The organism is [Clostridium] symbiosum ATCC 14940 (genome assembly GCF_000466485.1).
Taxonomy (GTDB): Bacteria; Bacillota; Clostridia; order Lachnospirales; family Lachnospiraceae; genus Otoolea; species Otoolea symbiosa.
The window spans coordinates 1-20,445 of the sequence record NZ_KE992875.1 but is presented as its reverse complement, the minus strand read 5'-3'; the positions used below and the strand labels follow the sequence as shown (position 1 = coordinate 20,445).

Genomic DNA, 20,445 nt, shown 5'->3' with positions numbered 1-20,445 from the left:
ATGCCCGGCGGCTTGCCACAGTTTCCTGATTTTTAAAATTAATTTTAACGGGAACATGATTGAACATGGTGAAAACTTGTGTATAATAGGAGTATCGCGGAATTTGATAAAGAAAGGAAATAAAGATGGAAAAGCTGTATTACCGTATTCCCTATATCAGGCAGTTTGAGGCAAAGGTTGTCTCCTGTGAAAAAGGGAAAAAGGGATTTGAAGTGATACTGGACCGGACTGCCTTTTACCCGGAAGGGGGAGGCCAGCCGTCTGATACGGGAACGCTTGGAACAGTCAGAGTACTGGATGTCCATGAGAGGGGAGAGGAGGTAATCCACTACACGGATCAGGAACTGCAGGAGGGACAAACCGTCACCGGTGCGATAGACTGGGATAACCGTTTTTCTAATATGCAGCAGCATTCGGGGGAACATATTGTATCGGGATTAATCCACGGCCGTTACGGGTATGATAATGTCGGATTCCACATGGGCCATGAAGAAATGACGATAGATTTAAATGGAATACTGACCTGGGAAGAACTGATGGAAATAGAAAAAGAAGCGAACGAAATCGTTTTTGCCAACAGGCAGATAAAGGCTACATACCCATCGGAGGAGGAACTGCAAAAGCTGGATTACAGAAGTAAGAAGGAACTGAGCGGCCGGGTCAGAATCGTGGAAGTTCCCGGCGCCGACTGCTGTGCCTGCTGCGGAACCCACGTTGAATATACCGGTGAAATCGGAGCGGTTAAGTTCCTGTCCATGATTCATTATAAGGGCGGCGTGCGTATATCCATGCTCTGCGGCGCTAAGGCCATGGAAGATTACAGAAGGAAGACGGATCAGACCGCAGCCATCTCAAACCTGCTGTCTGCAAAACCAGACAGGCTAAAGGAAGCGGTAGAGCGTCTGAAAAACGAAGCGGCCGAAAAAGACGCACGCATCGGAGCGCTTACGAGAGAGCTGCTCAACCTGAAGGTAAAACAGTATGAGGCAGGCCAAAAGCTGCTTCTTGTATTTGAAACAGGGATGACGGCGCTGCAGATAAGGCAGTTCTGCGACCGGCTGCTTGAAGGCGGTAAGGCAGAGACGGCAGCCGTTTTCTCAGAGGATGCGAAAGGCGGTTTTAATTACTGTGCGGGCAGCCGCTCATTTGATATGAGGCAGGCCGGAAAGACCCTGAACGGAAAGCTTAACGGGCGGGGCGGCGGAAGCGCTCAGATGATTCAGGGAACATTTAAGGCATCGGAAGAAGAAATCAGAAATGTATTTGAAGAGATATTTTGAAAGGAAACAGAATGGATATAAACCGGGAAACAATGAAAAAAATTATGCTGTTAATCCTGTACACGGTCATAGTGCTGGCGCTTGCCATGCAGTTTGAAAGAGTACTGGTATTTATAGGCTGGATCATACGGCTTGTATTTCCGTTCCTATGCGGTTCGGCCATTGCTTTCATCCTGAATGTGCCGATGCGGTTCGTTGAGACGAGGCTTCCGGAGAAGAGAGTGAGAAAGCACAGGAGAGTGATAAGCCTGACGGTTGCACTTCTCTTTGTAATACTGATTCTGGGAATCGTATTTTTCCTGGTAGTGCCTCAGATAACCGATACGCTTGTAAGCTTAAAGGATTTGATTCCGCAGTTTTTTATGAATGTCCAGGTAATGCTTGAAAAGAAATTTGGCGAGTACCCTGAGATTGTGGAATATATCAACAATATCAATCTGCAGATTGACTGGAAAGATACGTTTGAGAAGATAGCCGGATTTGTCACGACCGGAGCAGGCACGGTGCTGTCGTCCACATTGACGGCGGCAATGTCAATTGCCAGCGGAATTGCCACATTTGGAATTGCTTTTATTTTTGCAATTTATATCCTTTTGCAGAAGGAAAATCTGGCCCGTCAGTTTAAAAAACTGTTTTATGCTTATTTTCCGGAGCGCGCGGTAAATGAATTTATCCGCATCTGCCGCATGGCGGAGCAGACCTTTTCGAAGTTCCTTGCAGGCCAGTGTACGGAGGCGGTGATACTGGGAACAATGTTCTTTATCACGCTCAGCCTGCTCAGACTGCCTTACTCGCTTTTAATCGGAGTGCTGATTGCATTTACAGCGCTGATACCGATTTTCGGCGCGTTTATCGGCTGTGCAATCGGAATTTTCCTGACCCTGGTGGTGAACCCTGTACAGGCTGTCTGGTTTACGATTGTTTTCTTTGTACTTCAGCAGATAGAGGGAAACCTGATTTATCCCCATGTGGTGGGAAACTCAGTGGGTCTTCCTTCGATATGGGTACTGGCGGCCGTCTCCATCGGCGGCAGTATGATGGGAGTCGTGGGAATGCTGATATTTATCCCGCTTTGTTCAGTGGTTTATGCACTGGTAAGGGAGGATGTGAACCGGAGGCTGAAACGGCGGTAATCCGGGAGAATATAAAGACAGCCGTCCCGCGGCGGATGAGAAACGGTTTTAACGGTTTCCAATCTGCTGCGGGACGGCTGTATCCGGGTAACGCTGGCCGAAGCCGAACTGTTACAGCTCTTATTCTCCCTGGTACATGAATTTGATAAGACGATCGATATCATCTTTATCATAAGCAACCAGTTCCAGCTCTTTAATATATCCGTTTGAAAAGATAGTTGCCATGGACAGGTACTGGGTCAGTTTGGATTTCAGGTTGATGCGATCTCCCTCCGGTGATACCAGCTCGACTGTTCCTTTGCACTGATCAATAACGGCAAAAAATTTGTTTACGTCTGAAATATTTTGAATCTTCATGATAAACCCTCCTTTTAATTCTGAATGGAAAATGGGTTAATGTTTTAACAATCATATTATAACAAAAGTGTCTGTATAAAACAAGGAGGATAATTCCCAAAATTAGGAACAAAAAAAGGAAGCTGTCTGTGAAAATAGCAGGCAGCTTCCGCGGCTTGTTTGTGAATTATATGTCAAAATCTATATGAAACGTGCCTGATTTTGACGTGATATGAACATAAGAGAGATTGAAGTTATCATCCATTACGTCGACTTTATACTCAAAAACAGAGTTATCTTCTTTTTTGGAGAGAAAGAGATAGGAGCCGTTCTCCTTTTCCTCAATGTCGTCGCAGATTTCATTATAGATTTCTTCACCGCTCACCTGTCCCGGATAGCCAGATGCGCCAATCTTATCCTCAATAGCCTTGAAAAATTCTTCCATACCGGTACCTCCATGATTTACTGACGGATTTAGTACTGCCTTGCATAACCGTATACCGTACAAGTATACCGTGAAACGGATAAAGCCGCAAGCGTTAAAATGTGATTTGAATGTAGGGGGCTTTTTGTGTATAATGGGGGGAAGCGTTACTGTTCACGGGTAGTATCCCACAAGGTGTTATCGTGCGCATTTTGCACAGAAACGACGAATTGAAGAGAAAGGGTGGAGGTATGTCTTACTTTCCTTTGTTTTTTGATATAAAGAACTATAATGTGCTTATAACGGGAGCCGGTCCGGTCGCGCAGAGACGGATCAGGGCTTTGTCAGAGTCCGGCGCGGCGGTTACCGTAGTTGCGAGAGAGGTCGGCGGCCAGGCGGAGAAACTGTTTCGGAAGCTTTCGGAAAACGGATTCGTAAATCTGTACAGGATGGATTACAGGGAATACAGAGAACGTTATCCGCTTGCAGAGAAGGCCGGCCCCGCCGGGGAGGGAGGCTGGTTCCTCGTTCTGGCGGCCACCGGGGATCCGGAGGCCGACCGCCTGGCGGCTCTGGACGGAAGGAGAGCCGGAGCCTTTGTTAATGTTGCGGGAAAAAAGGAAATGTCGGATTTCTATTTCCCGGGTCTGGCAAAGCAGGGACCGGTTGTGGCAGGCGTTACGGCCGGAGGAACCGATCACCGTCTGGCAAAACGAATGACCGAGGCCGTGCAGAAGTGCCTGGAGCGGGAAATGACAGGAGGAGAGATAGAAAGATGATAAACGGAACCATTCGGATTGGAAGCAGGGAGAGCGTTCTGGCAGTGATTCAGTCGGAACTGATAATAGAAGAGATAAAGCGGGTCTGTCCCGGCGTGTCGGCACAGCTTGTGACAATGAAGACAACGGGGGATATGATACTTGATAAGTCTCTGGAGCAGATAGGCGGAAAAGGGCTTTTTGTAAAGGAGCTGGATCGTGCGCTCCTGGATGGCCGGTGTGATTTAACGGTTCACAGTCTGAAGGACATGCCGATGGAGGTGCCGGAACGGCTGCCGATACTGGCCTATTCGAAACGGGAGGATAAAAGAGACGTTCTTGTGCTCCGCAAAGGCCTTGAAAGCCTTCCGGCCGGGCCGGTAATCGGAACCTTCAGCAGAAGGCGGAGGATGCAGGCGGCCAGGCTCTATCCGGATGCGGTGTTTAAAGGAATCAGGGGCAATCTTGTCACCAGGCTCAGGAAACTGGACGACGGGGAGTATGACGCCCTGATTCTGGCGGCTGCCGGTCTTATAAGGATGGGGTTTGAGGGAAGAATCAGCCGTTATTTTTCTGTGGATGAGATCATTCCCTCTGCAGGCCAGGGAATTATGGCGGTCCAGGGTAGAAAAGAAGATTATTTTCCGTTTATGAAGGAGGTAGATGCGCCCGATTCCCGGGCAATGGCTCTTGCAGAACGGGCATTTGTCAGAATACTGGACGGCGGATGCAGTTCTCCCTGCGCGGCCTGCGCCGAAGCAGCTGCCGGCCGTCTGTATCTCAGGGGCCTTTATTACGACGAGGCATCGGACCGTTATATAACGGGAGAGATGGAAGGGATGGCGGAGGAGGCGGAGCAGCTTGGGGTGAAGCTGGCGCTTACGCTGAAAAATGCTTTTGAGCAAAAATAAGGACTTAAAGTAAAAGAGATTATAAACAGAAATTGGAGACGGAAGTGGAAAATCAATATTTTGATAAAAAAGTGTATTTGATAGGCGCGGGACCGGGAGATGCCGGCCTGATGACCGTAAAAGGGCGGGAACTGCTGGCGGCGGCGGACACCGTTATTTACGATGCCCTGGCGGGCGACGGGATTATGGGCTTTATACCGGGCACGGCAAAACAGATTTATGTGGGAAAACGAAGCGGCTTTCATTCCGCTTCCCAGGAGGAGATTAACCGGATTCTGGTGGAAGAGGGAAAGAAGGGAGGACTGGTAGTCAGACTGAAGGGCGGAGATCCCTTTGTCTTTGGACGGGGAGGCGAGGAGGCGCAGGCGCTTAGGGAAAATAATATCCCCTTTGAGATTGTACCCGGGGTTACGTCGGCGGTTGCAGTCCCCGCATACAGCGGAATCCCTGTGACACACCGCGGTTTGGCATCCTCTTTTCATGTGATTACCGGCCATTCACAGGCCGGTAATGAAGGCGCCATTGATTATGAAGCCCTCGTGAGAGCCGGGGGAACCCTGATTTTTCTGATGGGTGCCGGAGCGGCCCCTGAGATCTGCAGAGGACTCATGGAAGCGGGGATGGCGGGAGGCACACCGGCCGCCTTTTTACAGGAGGGTACGACGGCAGGTCAGAGGACTGTGCTGTCAACGCTTCAAAGGCTTATTGAGGACGGGAAGGAAGCGGGGATCCGGCCGCCGGCGGTTATTGTGGTCGGTGAAGTCTGTAACCTGGCCAAAGTCTGTTCCTGGTCCGGGGCGAGAGGGCTGGCAGGGAAAAAGGTTCTTGTGACAAGGCCTCGCGAAAGAGCGTCCCAAATGACGGCCCGGCTGCGGGCTGCCGGCGCGGAGGTGGTGGAACTGCCTGCCGTGGAAATCGAACTGCCGAAGGACCGGAGCGCAATACAGGAAGCGCTTGCCCGGCTTGGCGATTATGGCTGGCTTGTATTCACAAGTCCCAGCGGAGCCGAGGTCTTCTTTGAACTGATGGGAGAGATGAAAACGGACATCCGCGCCCTTGCGGGCGTAAAGCTTGCGGTAATCGGAAGGGCAACGGGTGAAATGTTCGTGAAACACGGAATCTATCCGGACTACATGCCCGGACAGTATTATGCGAAGGATCTGGGAGAGGGCTTGTCGGAGATAGCAAAAGGAGAACGGATTCTGATACTGAGAGCGGAGAAGGGCTCTCCGGAATTGATAAAGCCATTGCAGAAAGCCGGGATCGAGTACCGGGATATCGCCCTTTACCATACCCGTTATCCAATCTGCAATGCACAGACGGAACGCGTGAAAAAGCTGCTCACGGGACAGTGCTTTGATTATGTCACGTTCACAAGCGGTTCCACAGTCAGAGGGTTTATGGAAACGCTGAAGCCGTCCGCTGAGATGCTGAGAGGCTTTAAGGCGGTCTGTATCGGGGAGGAGACGAGGAAAGCGGCGGCCGCCTGCGGGATGGACTGCATCACTGCTTTAATCCCTACCATGGACAGTCTGGCGGAATGCATGAAAAAAGACGCGGGGAATATCTAATTCCCGGCGTCTTTTGCAAGCGTCTTTTTTATATCATCCAGCAGAAGCCGGGAGATGCGCAGCCCGCCTCTTCCGGAACCAATGGATATATCAGGCTTGTTGGAACCGTGAAAATCGGAGCCTCCGGTGGGGAGAAGGCGGAAGCGGAGGCACATTTCCCTGAGACGCATACTGTCGTTTTGGGTATGTGACGAATAATAGACCTCGATTCCCTTAAGTCCCATCTCTTTAAGACCTGCAATCATCCTGCCGGTTTTTTCCCAGCCCAGCTTGTATTGGACCGGATGCGCCAGCGCGGGAAAGCCCCCGGCGTCAAGAATCAGCCGGATTGCCTCGGCGGGAGGGACGGTTTTCTTTGGCGGACAGTATTTCCTGCCATGCTCCAGATATTTTTTAAATGCCTGCTCCATCGTGGAGACATAGCCGGCCTCCATCAGCGCCCGGGCAAAATGCGCCCTTGTGATGACGGACAGCGATCCGCCTTTTGTCAGGGCGTCCTCCGTAATCATGAAGCCGTCTTTTTGGAAAAGGGAGAGCATTTCCATATTGCGGTTATCGCGATCCTTTCGAAGCTGCGTCAGCGCCCTTACCAGCTCAGGGGAATGATGGTCAATGAAGAGGCCGATTATATGGATTTCTTTTCCCTCATATATACATGAAAGCTCTGTGCCGGGAATCACCTCCAGTCCGGTTCCGGCGGCAGCCCTCACGGCTTCGTCGATGCCGTCCGTTGTATCGTGATCGGTGAGAGCGTAGGCGTACAGTCCCTTTTCCAGCGCCAGTTCAGTTACCAGGCCGGGGGCGAGCGTGCCGTCCGAAGCAGAGGAATGCACATGAAGATCAATAAATTCCATAAAATACCTCCTGATTATTGGTGCGGATGAAAATTCACCTTTCACCGTTTTGGTAAAACAGTACATTTCCCGGCAAAAAAAGTCAAGAAAAAAGTATTATTTTAACGTAAAAAGAAATTTAAGAAATAAGTTATTTTCTTTTCATAGATTTGTGCTATACTGTAGCATGAACGAAACAAGATTATGTAGACAGGTGAAAGATTATGAGTGATTATAGTAACGGATCTTCCAGAAGAAGGACATCAAATACAAGCTCTTCGAGAAGAGCGGGCAGCGGAGGCAGCAGAAGGAATACCCGTCAGGGAGCCAGAGTATCGGGAGCATCGGCCGGGCACAGTTCCCTTAACAACAGGGGCAAAGGCCATAATAAGAGAAGAAAGAAGAATGATTATGATATCACGCAGATTCTGATGTATGGAATCGGTGCAATTATTGTAATACTCTGCATCGCACTTGCGGTGAGGGGATGCCGTAAGGCAAGTACGACGGGAGAGAGCGCAGAGTCATCGTCAGTGAGTGAATCCTCCAGCGCGGCTGAAAACCAGATAACCGTCGACGGAGTCGATATTACCGGAATGACTCAGGACGAGGCCAGAGAGGCAATTTTAAAGCAGTACAACTGGAACATGAAGGTGAAGTACCAGGATAAGGAAGCTTCGGTTAACAATATACTTGTCGAAAAGGTGAATAATATCCTGGAAGAAATTTATGCGGGCGATATGCAGGAAGCCAAAGCGTATGAGACGGATCAGAACCTGATGGAGGCGGCAAAGGCTGAGGCGGCCCTGATAGCCGGCAACTGGAACATGGTGGCCAAGAACGGCGGTATTTCCGGTTATGATAAGGAAACAGGCAAATTTACGTTTTCGGAGGGCACAAACGGTCTTGTCATCGACCAGGACAAGCTTGCGGCCGATATGGTGGAGGCCGTTCACAATAAAGATTACGATGCGGTAATCGAGGCAAGCGTGAAAGAGGTTTCCCCGGAGCTTACTGCGGCACAGCTCAAAGAGAAGTATAAGACGATTGCAACCTATACCACCAAGACAACATCCAACAGCAACCGTAACGAGAATATCAGGCTGGCCTGTGTGGCGCTGAACGGGACAATCATTAATCCCGGACAGGAGTTCTCATTTAACGAAACGACGGGAGCGCGTACCGAGGCCAAAGGCTATAAGCCGGCCACTGCATATCTGAACGGAGAGGTGGTTCAGGAGCCGGGCGGCGGAGTATGCCAGGTTTCCTCCACTTTATATAATGCCGTTATTTTTGCAGGACTTAAGAGTACGGAGCGCCATGCGCACAGCTACGAGCCGTCCTATGTAACACCGGGTGAAGACGCGGCCGTGAGCTTCGGCGGACCGGACTTCAAGTTTGTTAATAATTCCAATTATCCGGTGGCGATTAAGACCAACTTCGTCAATCAGGAGCTGACCATTTCCATCTATGGAGTGCAGATCGTAAAAGACGGTCAGAAGGTCCGCATGGCTTCTGAGAAGACAAGCACCATCGATCCGCCGGTTCCGGTATATGAGGAAGACCAGACACTTCAGCTTACGGAAGAGAAGGTCGTGAAGGAGGCCGTACCCGGCAGCAGATGGACTACTTATCTCGTAATCTATGAGGATGGCAAGGAAATCAGCCGTGAATTCTTCCATAACAGCAGTTACAGAGGAAAAGCGGCGATTATTAAGAGAAATACATCGGGTGTGGTTATCACGACCGTAGATCCGTCCGCCTCCGTTGCCGAGACAGTTCCGGTAAGCGAGGGAGAGACAATTCCAGGCCAGAGTGATGCCCAGGGACCGGCAGGCCCCGGCGGCGAGTCATCGGAGGCACCGTCTCCGGGCACCGTATCTCCGGGAGGACCGACGCCGGGAGATGGCAGCGGCAGCAGTCCGGGACAGGAAGCCGGAGGCAGCCCCGTTGTTCCGACGAATCCCGTGGTCGACGTTCCGGCAGGGCCCGGAAGCAATTAACATCAATAAATTATTTATGCAGGGAAAACCTTTGTAACAGAAGGTTTTCCCTTTGATGTTTTGTGGGACGGCTAAAGAAAAGCAGTTTTATATTGAGTTTATATAAACGATTTGGTACAATGATGATGCGGATGATATAATAACCGGGACAAAGGGAGACTGCTTGAATGACTTACATAGGACTGGGATGCTTATGCTTTCTATTTTTTATTCTGTATGATTTAAATCAAATCCATAAAAACCACAGGGGTATCAGGTCGCTGTTCGCAGTGGGCTGCATTACGCTTTGTGTGCTTACAATAACTATGTCAGTAACGGAATTCGAGAGTGATTATCAGGTCACCTTTCCTGCCGTTGCTGTTTTTTTCTTGCTGGCAGGGATACAGCTTATGCTGTTGGTTTACACACTGTTCTTTGCCGTGCCTTTTCAGGAAGCTTATGTGGAGGGCTCAAAACAAAAAATTTGTAAGACAGGGGTATACGCATTGTGCAGACACCCGGGGGTGTTGTTCCTGGCCGGATTTTATCTGTTTCTGTCTTTGGGGCTTGGCAAGCCGTTTATGCTGCTGGCGGGCACGGTATATACAGGGATGAACCTGCTGTACATATTGCTTCAGGACAGATATACATTCCCCCGTTTGTTTGAGGGATATGATGACTACAGGAAAGAAACTCCATATCTGATACCTGATGCAGACAGCATCAGAAAATGCATCAGTGATTTAAAGACCGGCAGAATGGAGAAAACAGCGGGCAAAGGGGGAGACGAAAGTTGAATTACGGACAGAAGGTAAAAAAACAGCAGTACCGCGAAATATGGGAAGAATATTGCAGCTTTCTGGACTTATCCATTGAGGAGTATATGGAGATCCAGAAGCGGCTGCTGGAAGAACAAATCAGCGTCTGGTCGGCGAGCGGGCTGGGCCAGATGTTCCTTAAAGGAAGACAGCCGCAGACAATCGAGGATTTCAGGAGAACCGTTCCCCTTACCACTTATGGGGATTATGCGGATATCCTGTTGGCAAAGAAGACGGACATGCTGCCCGGGGAACCGGTTATCTGGCTTCAGACTACATGGGAGGGCGGCAAACATCCGGTCAAAGTAGCGCCCTACACCAGAAGCATGCTGGACGTTTTCCGCAGCAATCTGATGGCGATAACTACATTATCTTCCAGCAATGAGACGAAAAAGGCAAGACTTAAGAATGGTGACAAGGTACTGTTCGGCCTGGCCCCGCTTCCGTTTGTTACGGGGCTCTTTCCCGTAGTATTTGAAGAAGAAATCGATTTCAAATTTCTGCCTCCGGTGAAAGAAGCCCACAGTATGTCCTTCGGCGAGAGGAATAAAAAGGGGTTTTCCCTGGGGATGCAGAAGGGGATTGATCTGTTCTTCGGCCTGAGCAGCGTGGCGTTTTATATTACGGAGAACTTCGCTTCGTCGTTCCAGGGCGGGGCATCGGGAGGGATGCTTAAAAAGGCGGTTAAAATGAAACCCCTGATGCTGTACCGTTTTCTCAAAGCCAAATACCAGTGTGCCAAGGAAGGGCGCGATATCGAACCCAGGGATCTTTTCAGCCTGAAATCACTGGTATGTGCGGGAACAGATACGGCTTCCTACAAAGATGCGCTGAGGGAGGCGTGGGGAATCGATCCGCTGGAGATATTTGCCGGTACCGAGGTTTCGATTGTAGGCACGGAAACCCACTCCCGCAACGGGATGGTATTTTTTCCGGACTCCTGCTTTTATGAATTTATCCCGGAAGATGAAGTGTATAAATCCATGGATGATCCGTCCTACCAGCCGCTTACCATCCTGATGGATGAACTGGTCGCCAATCAGAATTATGAGCTGGTTGTGACGGTGTTGAAAGGCGGAGCATTTGCGCGCTACAGGATCGGGGATATGTTCCGCTGTGTCAGCACCGGTGGAGATAAAAGCACGAATCTGCCCCAACTGGTATTCCTGGATCGGGTGCCGTGGGTGATCGATATTGCAGGCTTTACCCGGATTACGGAAAATTCCATCGAGGATGTGATTCGTCTGTCCGGCCTGTCAATCAAACACTGGATTGCAAAAAAAGAATATGACACAAAAAGACGTCCTTACCTCCATATCTATGTGGAGCTAAATCCGGCCGACCTGGGAAGGATGGCGGTCAGCACCCAGATCCTGAAAGAGCATCTGGAAGTATATTTTACATTTTTTGATACGGATTACCGTGATTTGAAAAAAATGCTGGGCATAGAACCGCTGCAGATAACTGTTCTGAAATGCGGTACGATGGAACAGTACCAGGAACTTACGGGGAAAAAGCTACGCAGGGTAAATCCGTCTTCATTTGAACTTTCAGAATTTTTAAAGTTTGATACGTATCAGATAAACGGCGACAGGAGGTATGGAAGATGAGCGGAGTGATTCCTTTTATCTGGGTGCCGATACTGGCAGTTTTTTGCTATGCATTTTTGATGATTGCGCTGTTGTCGGCCAAGAAAAACCCACTTATTAATTCTTTTATCCAGCTGCTTTTCTGTTTTACCATATGGACGGGCTGTTCTCTTCTTATGAGGCTCAGGCTGTATCCCGGTTATAAGCTGTGGTATGAGCTGTCCATACTGGCTCTCTTTGCGGCGCCTTATCTGGTATATATGTTCCTGTACCATTTTGTGGAGTCGAGAGACAAGTACATGAAAAAGGTATGGCTGCTGGTTACGGCAGTGATTCTGATCCTGACCCATTTTGAATTGTTTTTAAAGGCTCCGGAGCTGGTGGAAACAGGGGACGGGAGGTTTGTATTTCTTTATGAGAGCAACTGGAAAATTCTGATTCCGACCTTTTTAATAGTACTGATGCTGATCCATGGGGCCAGGATGGTGGCCTATGGCGTAAAAGAGCGTGACGTGCCGGTGCGCAGCCTTCTGCCGATCATGATTGGACCGCCGGTTCTGATTATCGGCAATCTGATTTCAATATTGCCGGGCAACTATTTTCCGTGGGACACGCTGTCGGGCATTATTTACGCAAGCCTGATGTTTTATGCGATGTACCGTAAGAGGCTGTTCCGTATGACGCTTCTGGTGTCAAGAGGCGTGGTGCTGGCGGAAACCATGTGCCTTTGTTCGGTTATGGGTGCCTACCTGATCCGGCCGACGGAGCAGAAGCTGCAGACTTATTTTCCGGAATTTGAAGGTTACACGACATTAATTATAGCAATCCTGTTCGCCGTATCCATGATGCTGATTTACCAGCTCCTGCAAAAAATATTAAACAACCTGTTTTTGAGGGAAGAACAGATACAGCAGGAACGTCTGAAGGAATTCAGCACGGCGGTATCCCAAAGCCTGGATTTACAGGAGATTTTAGCTCTGCTGGTGCGGGTAATCTGCGATTCTATCCGGGTGAATAAGGCTTATGTCTGCCTGAAGGATCAGACGGGAAAGCATTTCAGGCCGGTATGCTCGGCTGCGCCCCTGGATGAGAAGGCATTTTCCATCTCCTCCGACAATCCCTGCATCACCTGGTTTAATACCCGGGAAAATTGTATGTTTATGTCGGATTTCAAACGTTCCTCCACCTACAAATCCATGTGGGACGCGGAGAAAAGGCTGCTGTCTGAGCTGGAGGCAAGCTGTATCGTACCGCTCAAACGCGACGGCGATCTGGTGGGCGTTGTGCTGATTGGCAGGAAGATGAAGGGGAGCGAATATACCTTTGACGATATATCATTCCTGGAGTCCGCGCAGTCGATAGCCGCGATAGCTGTGAAAAATGCCAATTTATATGAACAGGCAAAGCGCGAGGCTACAGTAGACCATCTGACGGGGCTTTTAAACCGAAAATCATTTATGGAAAGACTGAACGAAGTATACAATGATAAACGGAACGATTCCGTAGCGCTTATTATATTGGATTTGGATGACTTCAAACTGTTTAACCAGCTTTACGGCACCTATGCCGGAGATAATGCGTTAAGGCGTACGGCGCAGATCATACTCAGCACCGTGGGAAGAAACGGAATATCGTGCCGCTACGGTGGAAAAGAGTTTGCGATCTGCATGCCCGGATACAACCTGTATCAGGCGCTGGAGCTGGCTAAAAATATCAAGCAGCAGGTAGGCCGGCAGGAGACCGACGGAAGCGGCGTCCTCTTAAAAGCCCTGACACTGAGCGGCGGAATCTGCGTGGCTCCGTACAGCGCGTCTTCTGTGAAGGAACTGCTGGAGAATACGGACATGGCTGTTTACAACGCCAAACGGAGCGGGAAAAACAGAATCTGCCAGTATTCGCTTGCAGAGGCCGATTCGGATATTGAAACGGCCCGCAGCAATATAATGACCGGAAACTATGAGGAATATGCGGCAACGATTTATGCTCTGACCGCCGCAATTGACGCGAAGGATCATTATACCTTCAGTCACAGCCAGAATGTGGCGAATTATGCAAAAACCCTGGCAAAGGCGGCCGGACTGAATGAAGAGCATGCACAGATGATTTATGAAGCGGGACTTCTGCACGATATCGGAAAAATCGCAATTCCGGAGAATATTATCACAAAGCCGGGACAGTTAAGCGACGAAGAATATGGTATTATGAAAACCCATGTGGAGCATTCGATTGCAATCATCCGGCACCTGCCCAGCCTGGACTACCTGATACCTGCCGTTGTAGGCCACCATGAGCGCTGGGACGGACGGGGCTACCCAAGGGGAATTACGGGCGAGGAGCTTCCGATTGGAGCCAGATGCCTGGCCGTCGCGGATGCCTTTGACGCGATTACCTCGGTAAGAAGCTATAAACCGTCTTATCCGGTCGAATACGCCTGCCAGGAGCTTCGCAAACAGGCCGGCCGGCAGTTTGATCCCACGCTTGCAGAGCTGTTTGTCAAGCTGGTGGAAAATGGGAACATAACCGTAGAGAACGCGGCACAGGGAATGAAAAATTGATCCGGGCCCTGATAGAAAAAGGCGGTGCTAATAATAAGAAATTTTATTGTTTTTAAAATAATACGCCAGAACAATTCAAATTCGTTTGCATTTTAACAAAAAGTTGTTATAATATTCTCAGGTAAATTTCCGAGAGGGGATTCAACTATACATTCACTTTAAAATAACAGGAGGAACATTCATTATGGCAAGAAAAATGAAAACTATGGATGGTAACCACGCAGCAGCTCATGCTTCCTATGCATTTACTGACGTAGCGGCCATCTATCCTATCACCCCATCTTCACCTATGGCGGAAGCTACAGACGAGTGGGCAACCGATGGAAGAACGAACATTTTCGGCCAGACAGTGCAGATTACAGAGATGCAGTCTGAGGCTGGTGCAGCAGGTGCCGTTCACGGATCCCTTGCAGCCGGAGCTTTAACAACCACTTATACAGCATCCCAGGGTCTGTTGCTGATGATCCCGAACCTTTACAAAATTGCAGGCGAGCAGTTACCAGGCGTATTCAACGTATCTGCACGTGCACTTGCAAGCCATGCATTATCTATTTTTGGTGACCACTCAGACGTTTATGCATGTCGTCAGACAGGCTGTGCCATGCTCTGTGAATCCAGCGTACAGGAAGTTATGGACCTGACAGCGGTTGCCCACCTTGCTGCAATTAAAGGAAAGATTCCATTTATCAACTTCTTCGACGGTTTCCGTACATCTCACGAGATCCAGAAGGTTGAGGCATGGGATTATGAAGACCTGAAAGATATGGTGGATATGGACGCCGTTGACGCATTCCGCAAGAACGCGCTCAACCCGAACCATCCGTGCCAGAGAGGTTCCGCTCAGAACCCTGACATCTTCTTCCAGGTAAGAGAGGCATGCAACCCATACTACGATGCATTACCGGCGATTGTCCAGGAATACATGGACAAGGTTAACGAAAAGATCGGTACGGATTACAAGCTGTTCAACTACTACGGCGCACCGGATGCAGAGCATGTAATCATTTCCATGGGTTCTGTCAACGATACTATCGAAGAGACAATCGACTACCTGGTAGCCCAGGGCAGAAAAGTCGGCGTTGTAAAGGTACGTCTTTACAGACCATTCTGTGCCAGCGCATTAGTGGAAGCAATTCCGGATTCCGTAAAACAGATTTCCGTATTAGACAGAACAAAAGAGCCTGGCTCTTTAGGCGAGCCGTTATACCTGGATGTTGTCGCAGCGTTAAAGGGAACGAAGTTTGACCAGACACCTATCTTCACAGGACGTTACGGCTTAGGATCCAAAGATACGACTCCGGCACAGATCGTAGCCGTTTATGACAACACAGAGAAGAAAGTATTCACAATCGGTATCGTGGATGACGTTACAAATCTGTCCCTGGAACTGGGCGCTCCGCTTGTAACGACACCGGAAGGAACCGTTAACTGTAAATTCTGGGGTCTTGGAGCCGACGGTACGGTAGGCGCAAACAAGAACTCCATCAAGATTATCGGTGACAACACGGATATGTATGCACAGGCATACTTTGACTATGATTCCAAAAAATCCGGCGGCGTTACGATGTCCCACCTCCGTTTTGGACATACTCCGATTAAATCCACCTATTTAATCCGCAAGGCTAACTTTGTAGCCTGCCATAATCCTGCTTATATCCGTAAGTACAATATGGTTCAGGAATTAGTGGACGGCGGAACATTCCTGTTAAACTGCCCATGGGATATGGAAGCTCTTGAAAAACATTTACCGGGACAGGTTAAGAAGTTCATCGCAGATCACAACATCAAATTCTACACCATCGATGGTGTGAAGCTTGGTATTGAGACCGGCATGGGCCCGACACGTATCAATACAATCCTTCAGTCCGCATTCTTCAAACTGGCATCCATTATTCCGGAGGAGAGAGCAATCGAACTGATGAAGGCAGCCGCTGAGGCAACTTACGGCCGTAAGGGTGAGGATGTCGTTAAGAAGAACTGGGCAGCTATCGATGCAGGCGCTCAGAATGTCGTAGAGATTCAGGTTCCGGAGAGCTGGAAGACAGCAGAGGACGAAGGTCTTGAGATGACTCACGCTACAGAGGGAAGAGAAGACGTTGTCAAGTTCGTTAATACGGTTCAGGCTGCTGTTAACGCTCAGGAAGGCAACAACCTGCCGGTATCCGCTTTCGTTGATTATGTTGACGGTACGACACCATCCGGTTCCTCCGCATATGAGAAGCGCGGTATCGCAGTTAATGTTCCGGTATGGAATCCGGATAACTGTATCCAGTGTAACTTCTGTTCCTATGTATGTCCGCACGCAGTAATCCGTCCTGTAGCTCTTACAGAGGAGGAGGCCGCAGGGGCAGAGGGAATGAAGACACTTCCTATGACAGGAATGCCACAGTACAAATTTGCCATGACGATATCTGCTCTTGACTGTACAGGCTGCGGTTCCTGTGCAAATGTCTGCCCGGGCAAGAAGGGTGAGAAAGCCCTCGTTATGAACAGCCTTGAGAAGAGCCTCGGAGAGCAGAAGATCTTCGATTACGGCCAGTCGCTTCCGATTAAACAGGATGTAATTGAGAAATTCAAAGAGACAACTGTAAAGGGAAGCCAGTTCAAACAGCCGTTACTTGAGTTCTCCGGCGCATGCGCAGGCTGCGGCGAGACACCTTATGCAAAATTAATCACACAGTTATTCGGTGACAGAATGTATATCTCCAATGCGACAGGATGCTCCTCCATTTGGGGTAACTCTTCACCGTCCACACCATACACAGTGAACAAAGAAGGCAAGGGTCCGGCTTGGGATAACTCCTTATTTGAGGATAACGCAGAGTTCGGTTACGGTATGCTTTTGGCTCAGAACGCTATCCGCGACGGCTTAAAGAAGAAAGTGGAAGACATCCTTGCATCAGCAGAAGCTTCCGAGGAAGTAAAAGCAGCATGCAAAGAATGGCTTGACACATTCGGAATCGGAGCATTAAACGGAACTGCTACAGACAAGCTCGTTGCCGCATTGGACGGAATTGACTGCCCTGTATGCAGGGACATCGTTAAGAATAAAGACTTCCTCGCTAAGAAATCCCAGTGGGTATTCGGCGGCGACGGATGGGCTTACGATATCGGCTTCGGCGGTGTTGACCATGTGCTTGCTTCCGGCAAAGACATCAACATTATGGTATACGATACGGAGGTTTACTCCAACACAGGCGGACAGTCCTCCAAGGCTACACCTACAGGCGCTGTTGCACAGTTCGCTGCAGGCGGAAAAGATGTGAAGAAGAAAGATCTTGCTTCCATCGCCATGAGCTATGGTTATGTATACGTGGCACAGATTTCCATGGGCGCTGACTATGCACAGACTGTAAAGGCACTGGCAGAGGCAGAGGCTTATCCGGGTCCGTCTCTGGTTATCGCTTATGCACCATGTATCAACCACGGTATCAAGAAAGGTATGGACAAGGCTCAGACAGAAGAGAAGCTGGCTGTAGAGTGCGGTTACTGGCACAACTTCCGCTTCAATCCGTCTGCTGAGAAGAAGTTCAGCCTTGACAGCAAGGCTCCGACAGGAGACTTCCAGGCATTCTTAAACGGCGAGGTCCGCTACACATCCCTTGCGCTTAAGAATCCGGAGAGAGCAAAAGCATTGTTCGCAAAGAATGAGGAAGATGCAAAAGCAAGATATAACTATCTTACTAAGCTGGTTACTCTGTACGGAAACGACTAATTATTAAATGATGAAAGCGGGCAGCGTTAAGCTGTCCGCTTTTTTCTTATCGGCGGAGGAATAAATTTGTTATTGTTCACACCCCGCCAAAAAGCGGCGTGCTGTGAACAATAACATAAATTTTCAGGACATCCCGCCGGATTTTTGGTATAATAAGGATATTGTAAAATTGACCGGAGGAACCAGAATGAACCGTTTATTTTCCGACAAGGAATTGAGACTGCTGATAGTACCGCTGATAATTGAACAGATACTTGCCATAACAGTGGGAATGGCCGACACGATGATGATAAGCTATGCAGGGGAGGCCGCCATTTCGGGTGTCGCACTGGTAGATCTCATCAACCTTCTGCTGATGAATGTGTTTGCCGCTCTTGCCACGGGAGGGGCTGTCGTGTCCTCCCAATATCTGGGGAAGGGGAATAAGGATATGTGCAGGGAGTCGGCTGGCCAGCTCCTCATTGTCACGACTCTGATTTCTCTCATAATTATGGCGGCCGTCCTGCTGACAAAACGTCATTTTCTCGGACTGCTGTATCCGTCGGTGGCCCGGGAGGTCATGGATAATGCGGTTACATATCTGAGAATATCGGCCTATTCCTATCCGTTTCTGGCGGTTTTTAATTCCTGCGCCGCATTGTTCCGTTCCATGGGAAACTCTAAAATATCAATGAAAGTATCTGTCCTGATGAACCTGATCAATGTGGCGGGTAATGCCGTCCTGATTTTCGGCTTTTCAATGGGGGTCGCAGGCGCCGCATGGGCAACCGCCTTTTCACGGGGAGTGGCCGCTTTGATTATGGTTTGGCTTTTGAGGGACAGGAGGAACGTAATTTACATTAATCTGCGCTCCCTGTGCCGTCTGAATGGCTCTGTCATCAGAAAGATTCTGTACATAGGAATTCCAAACGGAATCGAAAACGGACTGTTCCAACTGGGACGCGTACTGATTGTCAGCATTATCGCCGGATTCGGGACGGTTCAGATAGCTGCGAATGCCGTGGCGAATAACCTGGACAATATGGGACTGATATCCGGCATGGCGCTGAATCTGGCGATGGTGACGGTGGTCGGCCGCTGTGTCGGCGCTAAAGACTATGAGCAGGTAGAATATTATGTGAAGAAACTGATGAAAACCGCATATATAGCCGGTGCCGTTGTAAACGGCCTGGTTCTTCTGAGCATGCCGCTGGCCCTGAACATTTATTCCCTCACCCCGGAGACGGCGGAGCTTACGAAAATTCTCGTATGGATACACTGTGCAGGCGCTATCGTTATGTGGCCGGTGGCCTTCACTCTTCCCAACGCACTGCGGGCGGCGAATGACGTCAGGATGCCGATGGTGACTTCGGTCTTTTCAATGGTGGTATTCAGGATTCTGTTCAGTGTCATTCTGGGGATCCATTTTCAGATGGGCGTAATCGGAGTCTGGATAGCGATGATCATGGACTGGATATTCCGCCTGACGCTCTTCATCCTGCGATACCGTAAGGGCAAATGGAAACAGATGAATCTGATATAAGGACAGGAGAAAACAGTATGGGCAGCAGATTTGATTTTTATATTCCTTCCAGCGACGGTCTTTCCAGAATCCATGGGATCCACTGGCTTCCTGATTCGGACGCGGCCGCTGTAATACAGATATCACATGGCATGCTGGAGCATGCCGGGCGGTACGGCGCTTTTGCAGAAGCGATGAATGCAAAAGGAATTGCCGTGATTGGACACGATCATCTGGGACATGGAAAAACAGCGCGTCCCGGCTGCCTGGGAACATTTTCCGACCGGGACGGGGCCTTTTATGTGCTGGAAGACATCAGGCGCATATCAGATTTTACAGAGCGCCAGTATCCTTCGGTTCCTCATTTCATACTCGGTCACAGTATGGGATCCTTTTTTGTAAGGCGTTTTCTGACTATCTGCGGGGAGCAGGTGGACGGTGCGATAATCATGGGAACAGGCAGCAAGCCGGCCGTCGTCCTGAAGCTCGGGACAATGGTGGTCCGCCGGGCAATAAAGAAGGAAGGGCGCGATTATCATAATGAAACGCTGCACAGACTTGTTCTGGGAAGTTACAACAAACCATTTGAGCCTGGGGAAACGGAGCATGACTGGCTGTCCAGGGACATTGCGGAAAACAGAAAATACGAGGCGGATCCGGATTGCCGTTTTATCTTTTCCAATGGAGCTTATGAGGATTTCTTTCAGGTGATGACTGAACTTGTGCAGAAAAAGCAGTTTGAACAGATACCAAAGACGCTGCCGGTCCTCCTGCTGTCGGGAGCGCAGGATCCGGTCGGTGATAAGGGAAGAGGCGTCAAAAAAGTCTACAGAGAGTTCTGCAGTCTGGGGATGAGCGATGTCAGGATAAAATTATATCCCCGGGCGAGGCATGAACTTCTCAATGAACTGAACCGGGACGAGGTATACCGGGATATTGAGTCTTTCGTCCTGGGGGAAGATGGTTTGGGGTTGCGGGCGAAGATAAAGTCTGCGAAAAACACGTAGTGGCCGCGACAGGGCTCTCCCCATTTAAGGTT

The 20,445-nt window shown here is 49.5% G+C and carries 15 protein-coding genes; 12 read left to right on the top strand and 3 right to left on the bottom strand.

Annotated elements, in window-relative coordinates:
* Window positions 1-125 precede the first annotated feature (125 nt).
* Both CLOSYM_RS08340 and CLOSYM_RS08335 read left to right on the top strand, forming a co-directional pair.
* Window positions 126-1,280, top strand: a complete 1,155-nt coding sequence (locus CLOSYM_RS08340) for an alanyl-tRNA editing protein (RefSeq protein WP_021641781.1) — start codon at window positions 126-128, stop codon at window positions 1,278-1,280.
* Window positions 1,281-1,291: 11 nt separating this feature from the next.
* A complete protein-coding gene (locus CLOSYM_RS08335) occupies window positions 1,292-2,413 on the top strand; it encodes an AI-2E family transporter (RefSeq protein WP_003506869.1) in 1,122 nt (373 codons plus the stop codon).
* A 120-nt stretch (window positions 2,414-2,533) separates the two neighbouring features.
* On the opposite strand, the gene CLOSYM_RS08330 is transcribed toward CLOSYM_RS08335, so the two are convergent.
* Window positions 2,534-2,770, bottom strand: coding sequence for a hypothetical protein (locus tag CLOSYM_RS08330; RefSeq protein ID WP_003506871.1), 237 nt, complete (start codon window positions 2,768-2,770; stop codon window positions 2,534-2,536).
* 166 nt (window positions 2,771-2,936) lie between these two features.
* Entirely contained in the window at window positions 2,937-3,194 is a 258-nt protein-coding gene (locus CLOSYM_RS08325) for a hypothetical protein (RefSeq protein WP_003506873.1), read from the bottom strand.
* A 230-nt stretch (window positions 3,195-3,424) separates the two neighbouring features.
* On the opposite strand from CLOSYM_RS08325, the gene CLOSYM_RS08320 reads away from it, so the two are divergent.
* The 3 genes from CLOSYM_RS08320 to cobA are packed head-to-tail and all read left to right on the top strand — an operon-like array spanning window position 3,425 to window position 6,413.
* Window positions 3,425-3,952: a precorrin-2 dehydrogenase/sirohydrochlorin ferrochelatase family protein gene (locus tag CLOSYM_RS08320; RefSeq protein ID WP_044902264.1), complete on the top strand. Its 528-nt coding sequence runs from the start codon at window positions 3,425-3,427 to the stop codon at window positions 3,950-3,952.
* Window positions 3,949-4,842 (top strand): hydroxymethylbilane synthase, encoded by an 894-nt coding sequence (gene hemC, locus CLOSYM_RS08315; protein WP_004462345.1) that lies wholly within the window; start codon window positions 3,949-3,951, stop codon window positions 4,840-4,842. Before CLOSYM_RS08320 ends, hemC begins: the two co-directional genes overlap by 4 nt.
* A 44-nt stretch (window positions 4,843-4,886) precedes the next feature.
* Window positions 4,887-6,413, top strand: a complete 1,527-nt coding sequence (gene cobA / locus CLOSYM_RS08310) for a uroporphyrinogen-III C-methyltransferase (protein ID WP_044902268.1) — start codon at window positions 4,887-4,889, stop codon at window positions 6,411-6,413.
* Here the strand turns inward: cobA and CLOSYM_RS08305 are convergent.
* Window positions 6,410-7,267, bottom strand: coding sequence for a PHP domain-containing protein (locus CLOSYM_RS08305; RefSeq protein ID WP_044902263.1), 858 nt, complete (start codon window positions 7,265-7,267; stop codon window positions 6,410-6,412). The genes cobA and CLOSYM_RS08305 overlap by 4 nt on opposite strands.
* Before the next feature lie 203 nt (window positions 7,268-7,470).
* Here CLOSYM_RS08305 and CLOSYM_RS08300 point away from each other — a divergent pair, with 203 nt between their 5' ends.
* The 7 genes from CLOSYM_RS08300 to CLOSYM_RS08270 all read left to right on the top strand — a co-directional run bounded on the left by CLOSYM_RS08300 (window position 7,471) and on the right by CLOSYM_RS08270 (window position 20,413).
* Entirely contained in the window at window positions 7,471-9,249 is a 1,779-nt protein-coding gene (locus CLOSYM_RS08300) for a VanW family protein (RefSeq protein ID WP_044902262.1), read from the top strand.
* A 167-nt stretch (window positions 9,250-9,416) separates the two neighbouring features.
* Window positions 9,417-10,025: a methyltransferase family protein gene (locus tag CLOSYM_RS08295; RefSeq protein WP_021641774.1), complete on the top strand. Its 609-nt coding sequence runs from the start codon at window positions 9,417-9,419 to the stop codon at window positions 10,023-10,025.
* Window positions 10,022-11,656, top strand: a complete 1,635-nt coding sequence (locus tag CLOSYM_RS08290) for a GH3 family acyl-acid amido synthetase (protein WP_003506885.1) — start codon at window positions 10,022-10,024, stop codon at window positions 11,654-11,656. Before CLOSYM_RS08295 ends, CLOSYM_RS08290 begins: the two co-directional genes overlap by 4 nt.
* Window positions 11,653-14,190 carry an HD domain-containing phosphohydrolase gene (locus CLOSYM_RS08285; RefSeq protein ID WP_021641773.1) on the top strand — a complete coding sequence of 846 codons (2,538 nt, stop codon included), beginning with the start codon at window positions 11,653-11,655 and terminating at the stop codon, window positions 14,188-14,190. Before CLOSYM_RS08290 ends, CLOSYM_RS08285 begins: the two co-directional genes overlap by 4 nt.
* Window positions 14,191-14,374: 184 nt before the next feature.
* Window positions 14,375-17,905 carry a pyruvate:ferredoxin (flavodoxin) oxidoreductase gene (nifJ, locus tag CLOSYM_RS08280; protein ID WP_003506890.1) on the top strand — a complete coding sequence of 1,177 codons (3,531 nt, stop codon included), beginning with the start codon at window positions 14,375-14,377 and terminating at the stop codon, window positions 17,903-17,905.
* A 187-nt stretch (window positions 17,906-18,092) separates the two neighbouring features.
* Window positions 18,093-19,427 carry an MATE family efflux transporter gene (locus tag CLOSYM_RS08275; RefSeq protein WP_003506892.1) on the top strand — a complete coding sequence of 445 codons (1,335 nt, stop codon included), beginning with the start codon at window positions 18,093-18,095 and terminating at the stop codon, window positions 19,425-19,427.
* Between the two features lie 17 nt (window positions 19,428-19,444).
* Window positions 19,445-20,413: an alpha/beta fold hydrolase gene (locus CLOSYM_RS08270; protein WP_044902261.1), complete on the top strand. Its 969-nt coding sequence runs from the start codon at window positions 19,445-19,447 to the stop codon at window positions 20,411-20,413.
* Window positions 20,414-20,445: the final 32 nt, after the last annotated feature.

What these genes read in the sequence shown, in the direction of transcription:
- CLOSYM_RS08285 (WP_021641773.1), top strand. Translation starts at nt 11,653, where the DNA reads ATGAGCGGAGTGATTCCTTTTATCTGGGTGCCGATACTGGCAGTTTTT.
- CLOSYM_RS08335 (WP_003506869.1), top strand. Translation starts at nt 1,292, where the DNA reads ATGGATATAAACCGGGAAACAATGAAAAAAATTATGCTGTTAATCCTG.
- CLOSYM_RS08325 (WP_003506873.1), bottom strand. Translation starts at nt 3,194, where the DNA reads ATGGAAGAATTTTTCAAGGCTATTGAGGATAAGATTGGCGCATCTGGC.
- CLOSYM_RS08320 (WP_044902264.1), top strand. Translation starts at nt 3,425, where the DNA reads ATGTCTTACTTTCCTTTGTTTTTTGATATAAAGAACTATAATGTGCTT.
- CLOSYM_RS08340 (WP_021641781.1), top strand. Translation starts at nt 126, where the DNA reads ATGGAAAAGCTGTATTACCGTATTCCCTATATCAGGCAGTTTGAGGCA.
- nifJ (WP_003506890.1), top strand. Translation starts at nt 14,375, where the DNA reads ATGGCAAGAAAAATGAAAACTATGGATGGTAACCACGCAGCAGCTCAT.
- CLOSYM_RS08270 (WP_044902261.1), top strand. Translation starts at nt 19,445, where the DNA reads ATGGGCAGCAGATTTGATTTTTATATTCCTTCCAGCGACGGTCTTTCC.
- CLOSYM_RS08275 (WP_003506892.1), top strand. Translation starts at nt 18,093, where the DNA reads ATGAACCGTTTATTTTCCGACAAGGAATTGAGACTGCTGATAGTACCG.
- CLOSYM_RS08305 (WP_044902263.1), bottom strand. Translation starts at nt 7,267, where the DNA reads ATGGAATTTATTGATCTTCATGTGCATTCCTCTGCTTCGGACGGCACG.
- hemC (WP_004462345.1), top strand. Translation starts at nt 3,949, where the DNA reads ATGATAAACGGAACCATTCGGATTGGAAGCAGGGAGAGCGTTCTGGCA.
- CLOSYM_RS08330 (WP_003506871.1), bottom strand. Translation starts at nt 2,770, where the DNA reads ATGAAGATTCAAAATATTTCAGACGTAAACAAATTTTTTGCCGTTATT.
- CLOSYM_RS08300 (WP_044902262.1), top strand. Translation starts at nt 7,471, where the DNA reads ATGAGTGATTATAGTAACGGATCTTCCAGAAGAAGGACATCAAATACA.
- CLOSYM_RS08295 (WP_021641774.1), top strand. Translation starts at nt 9,417, where the DNA reads ATGACTTACATAGGACTGGGATGCTTATGCTTTCTATTTTTTATTCTG.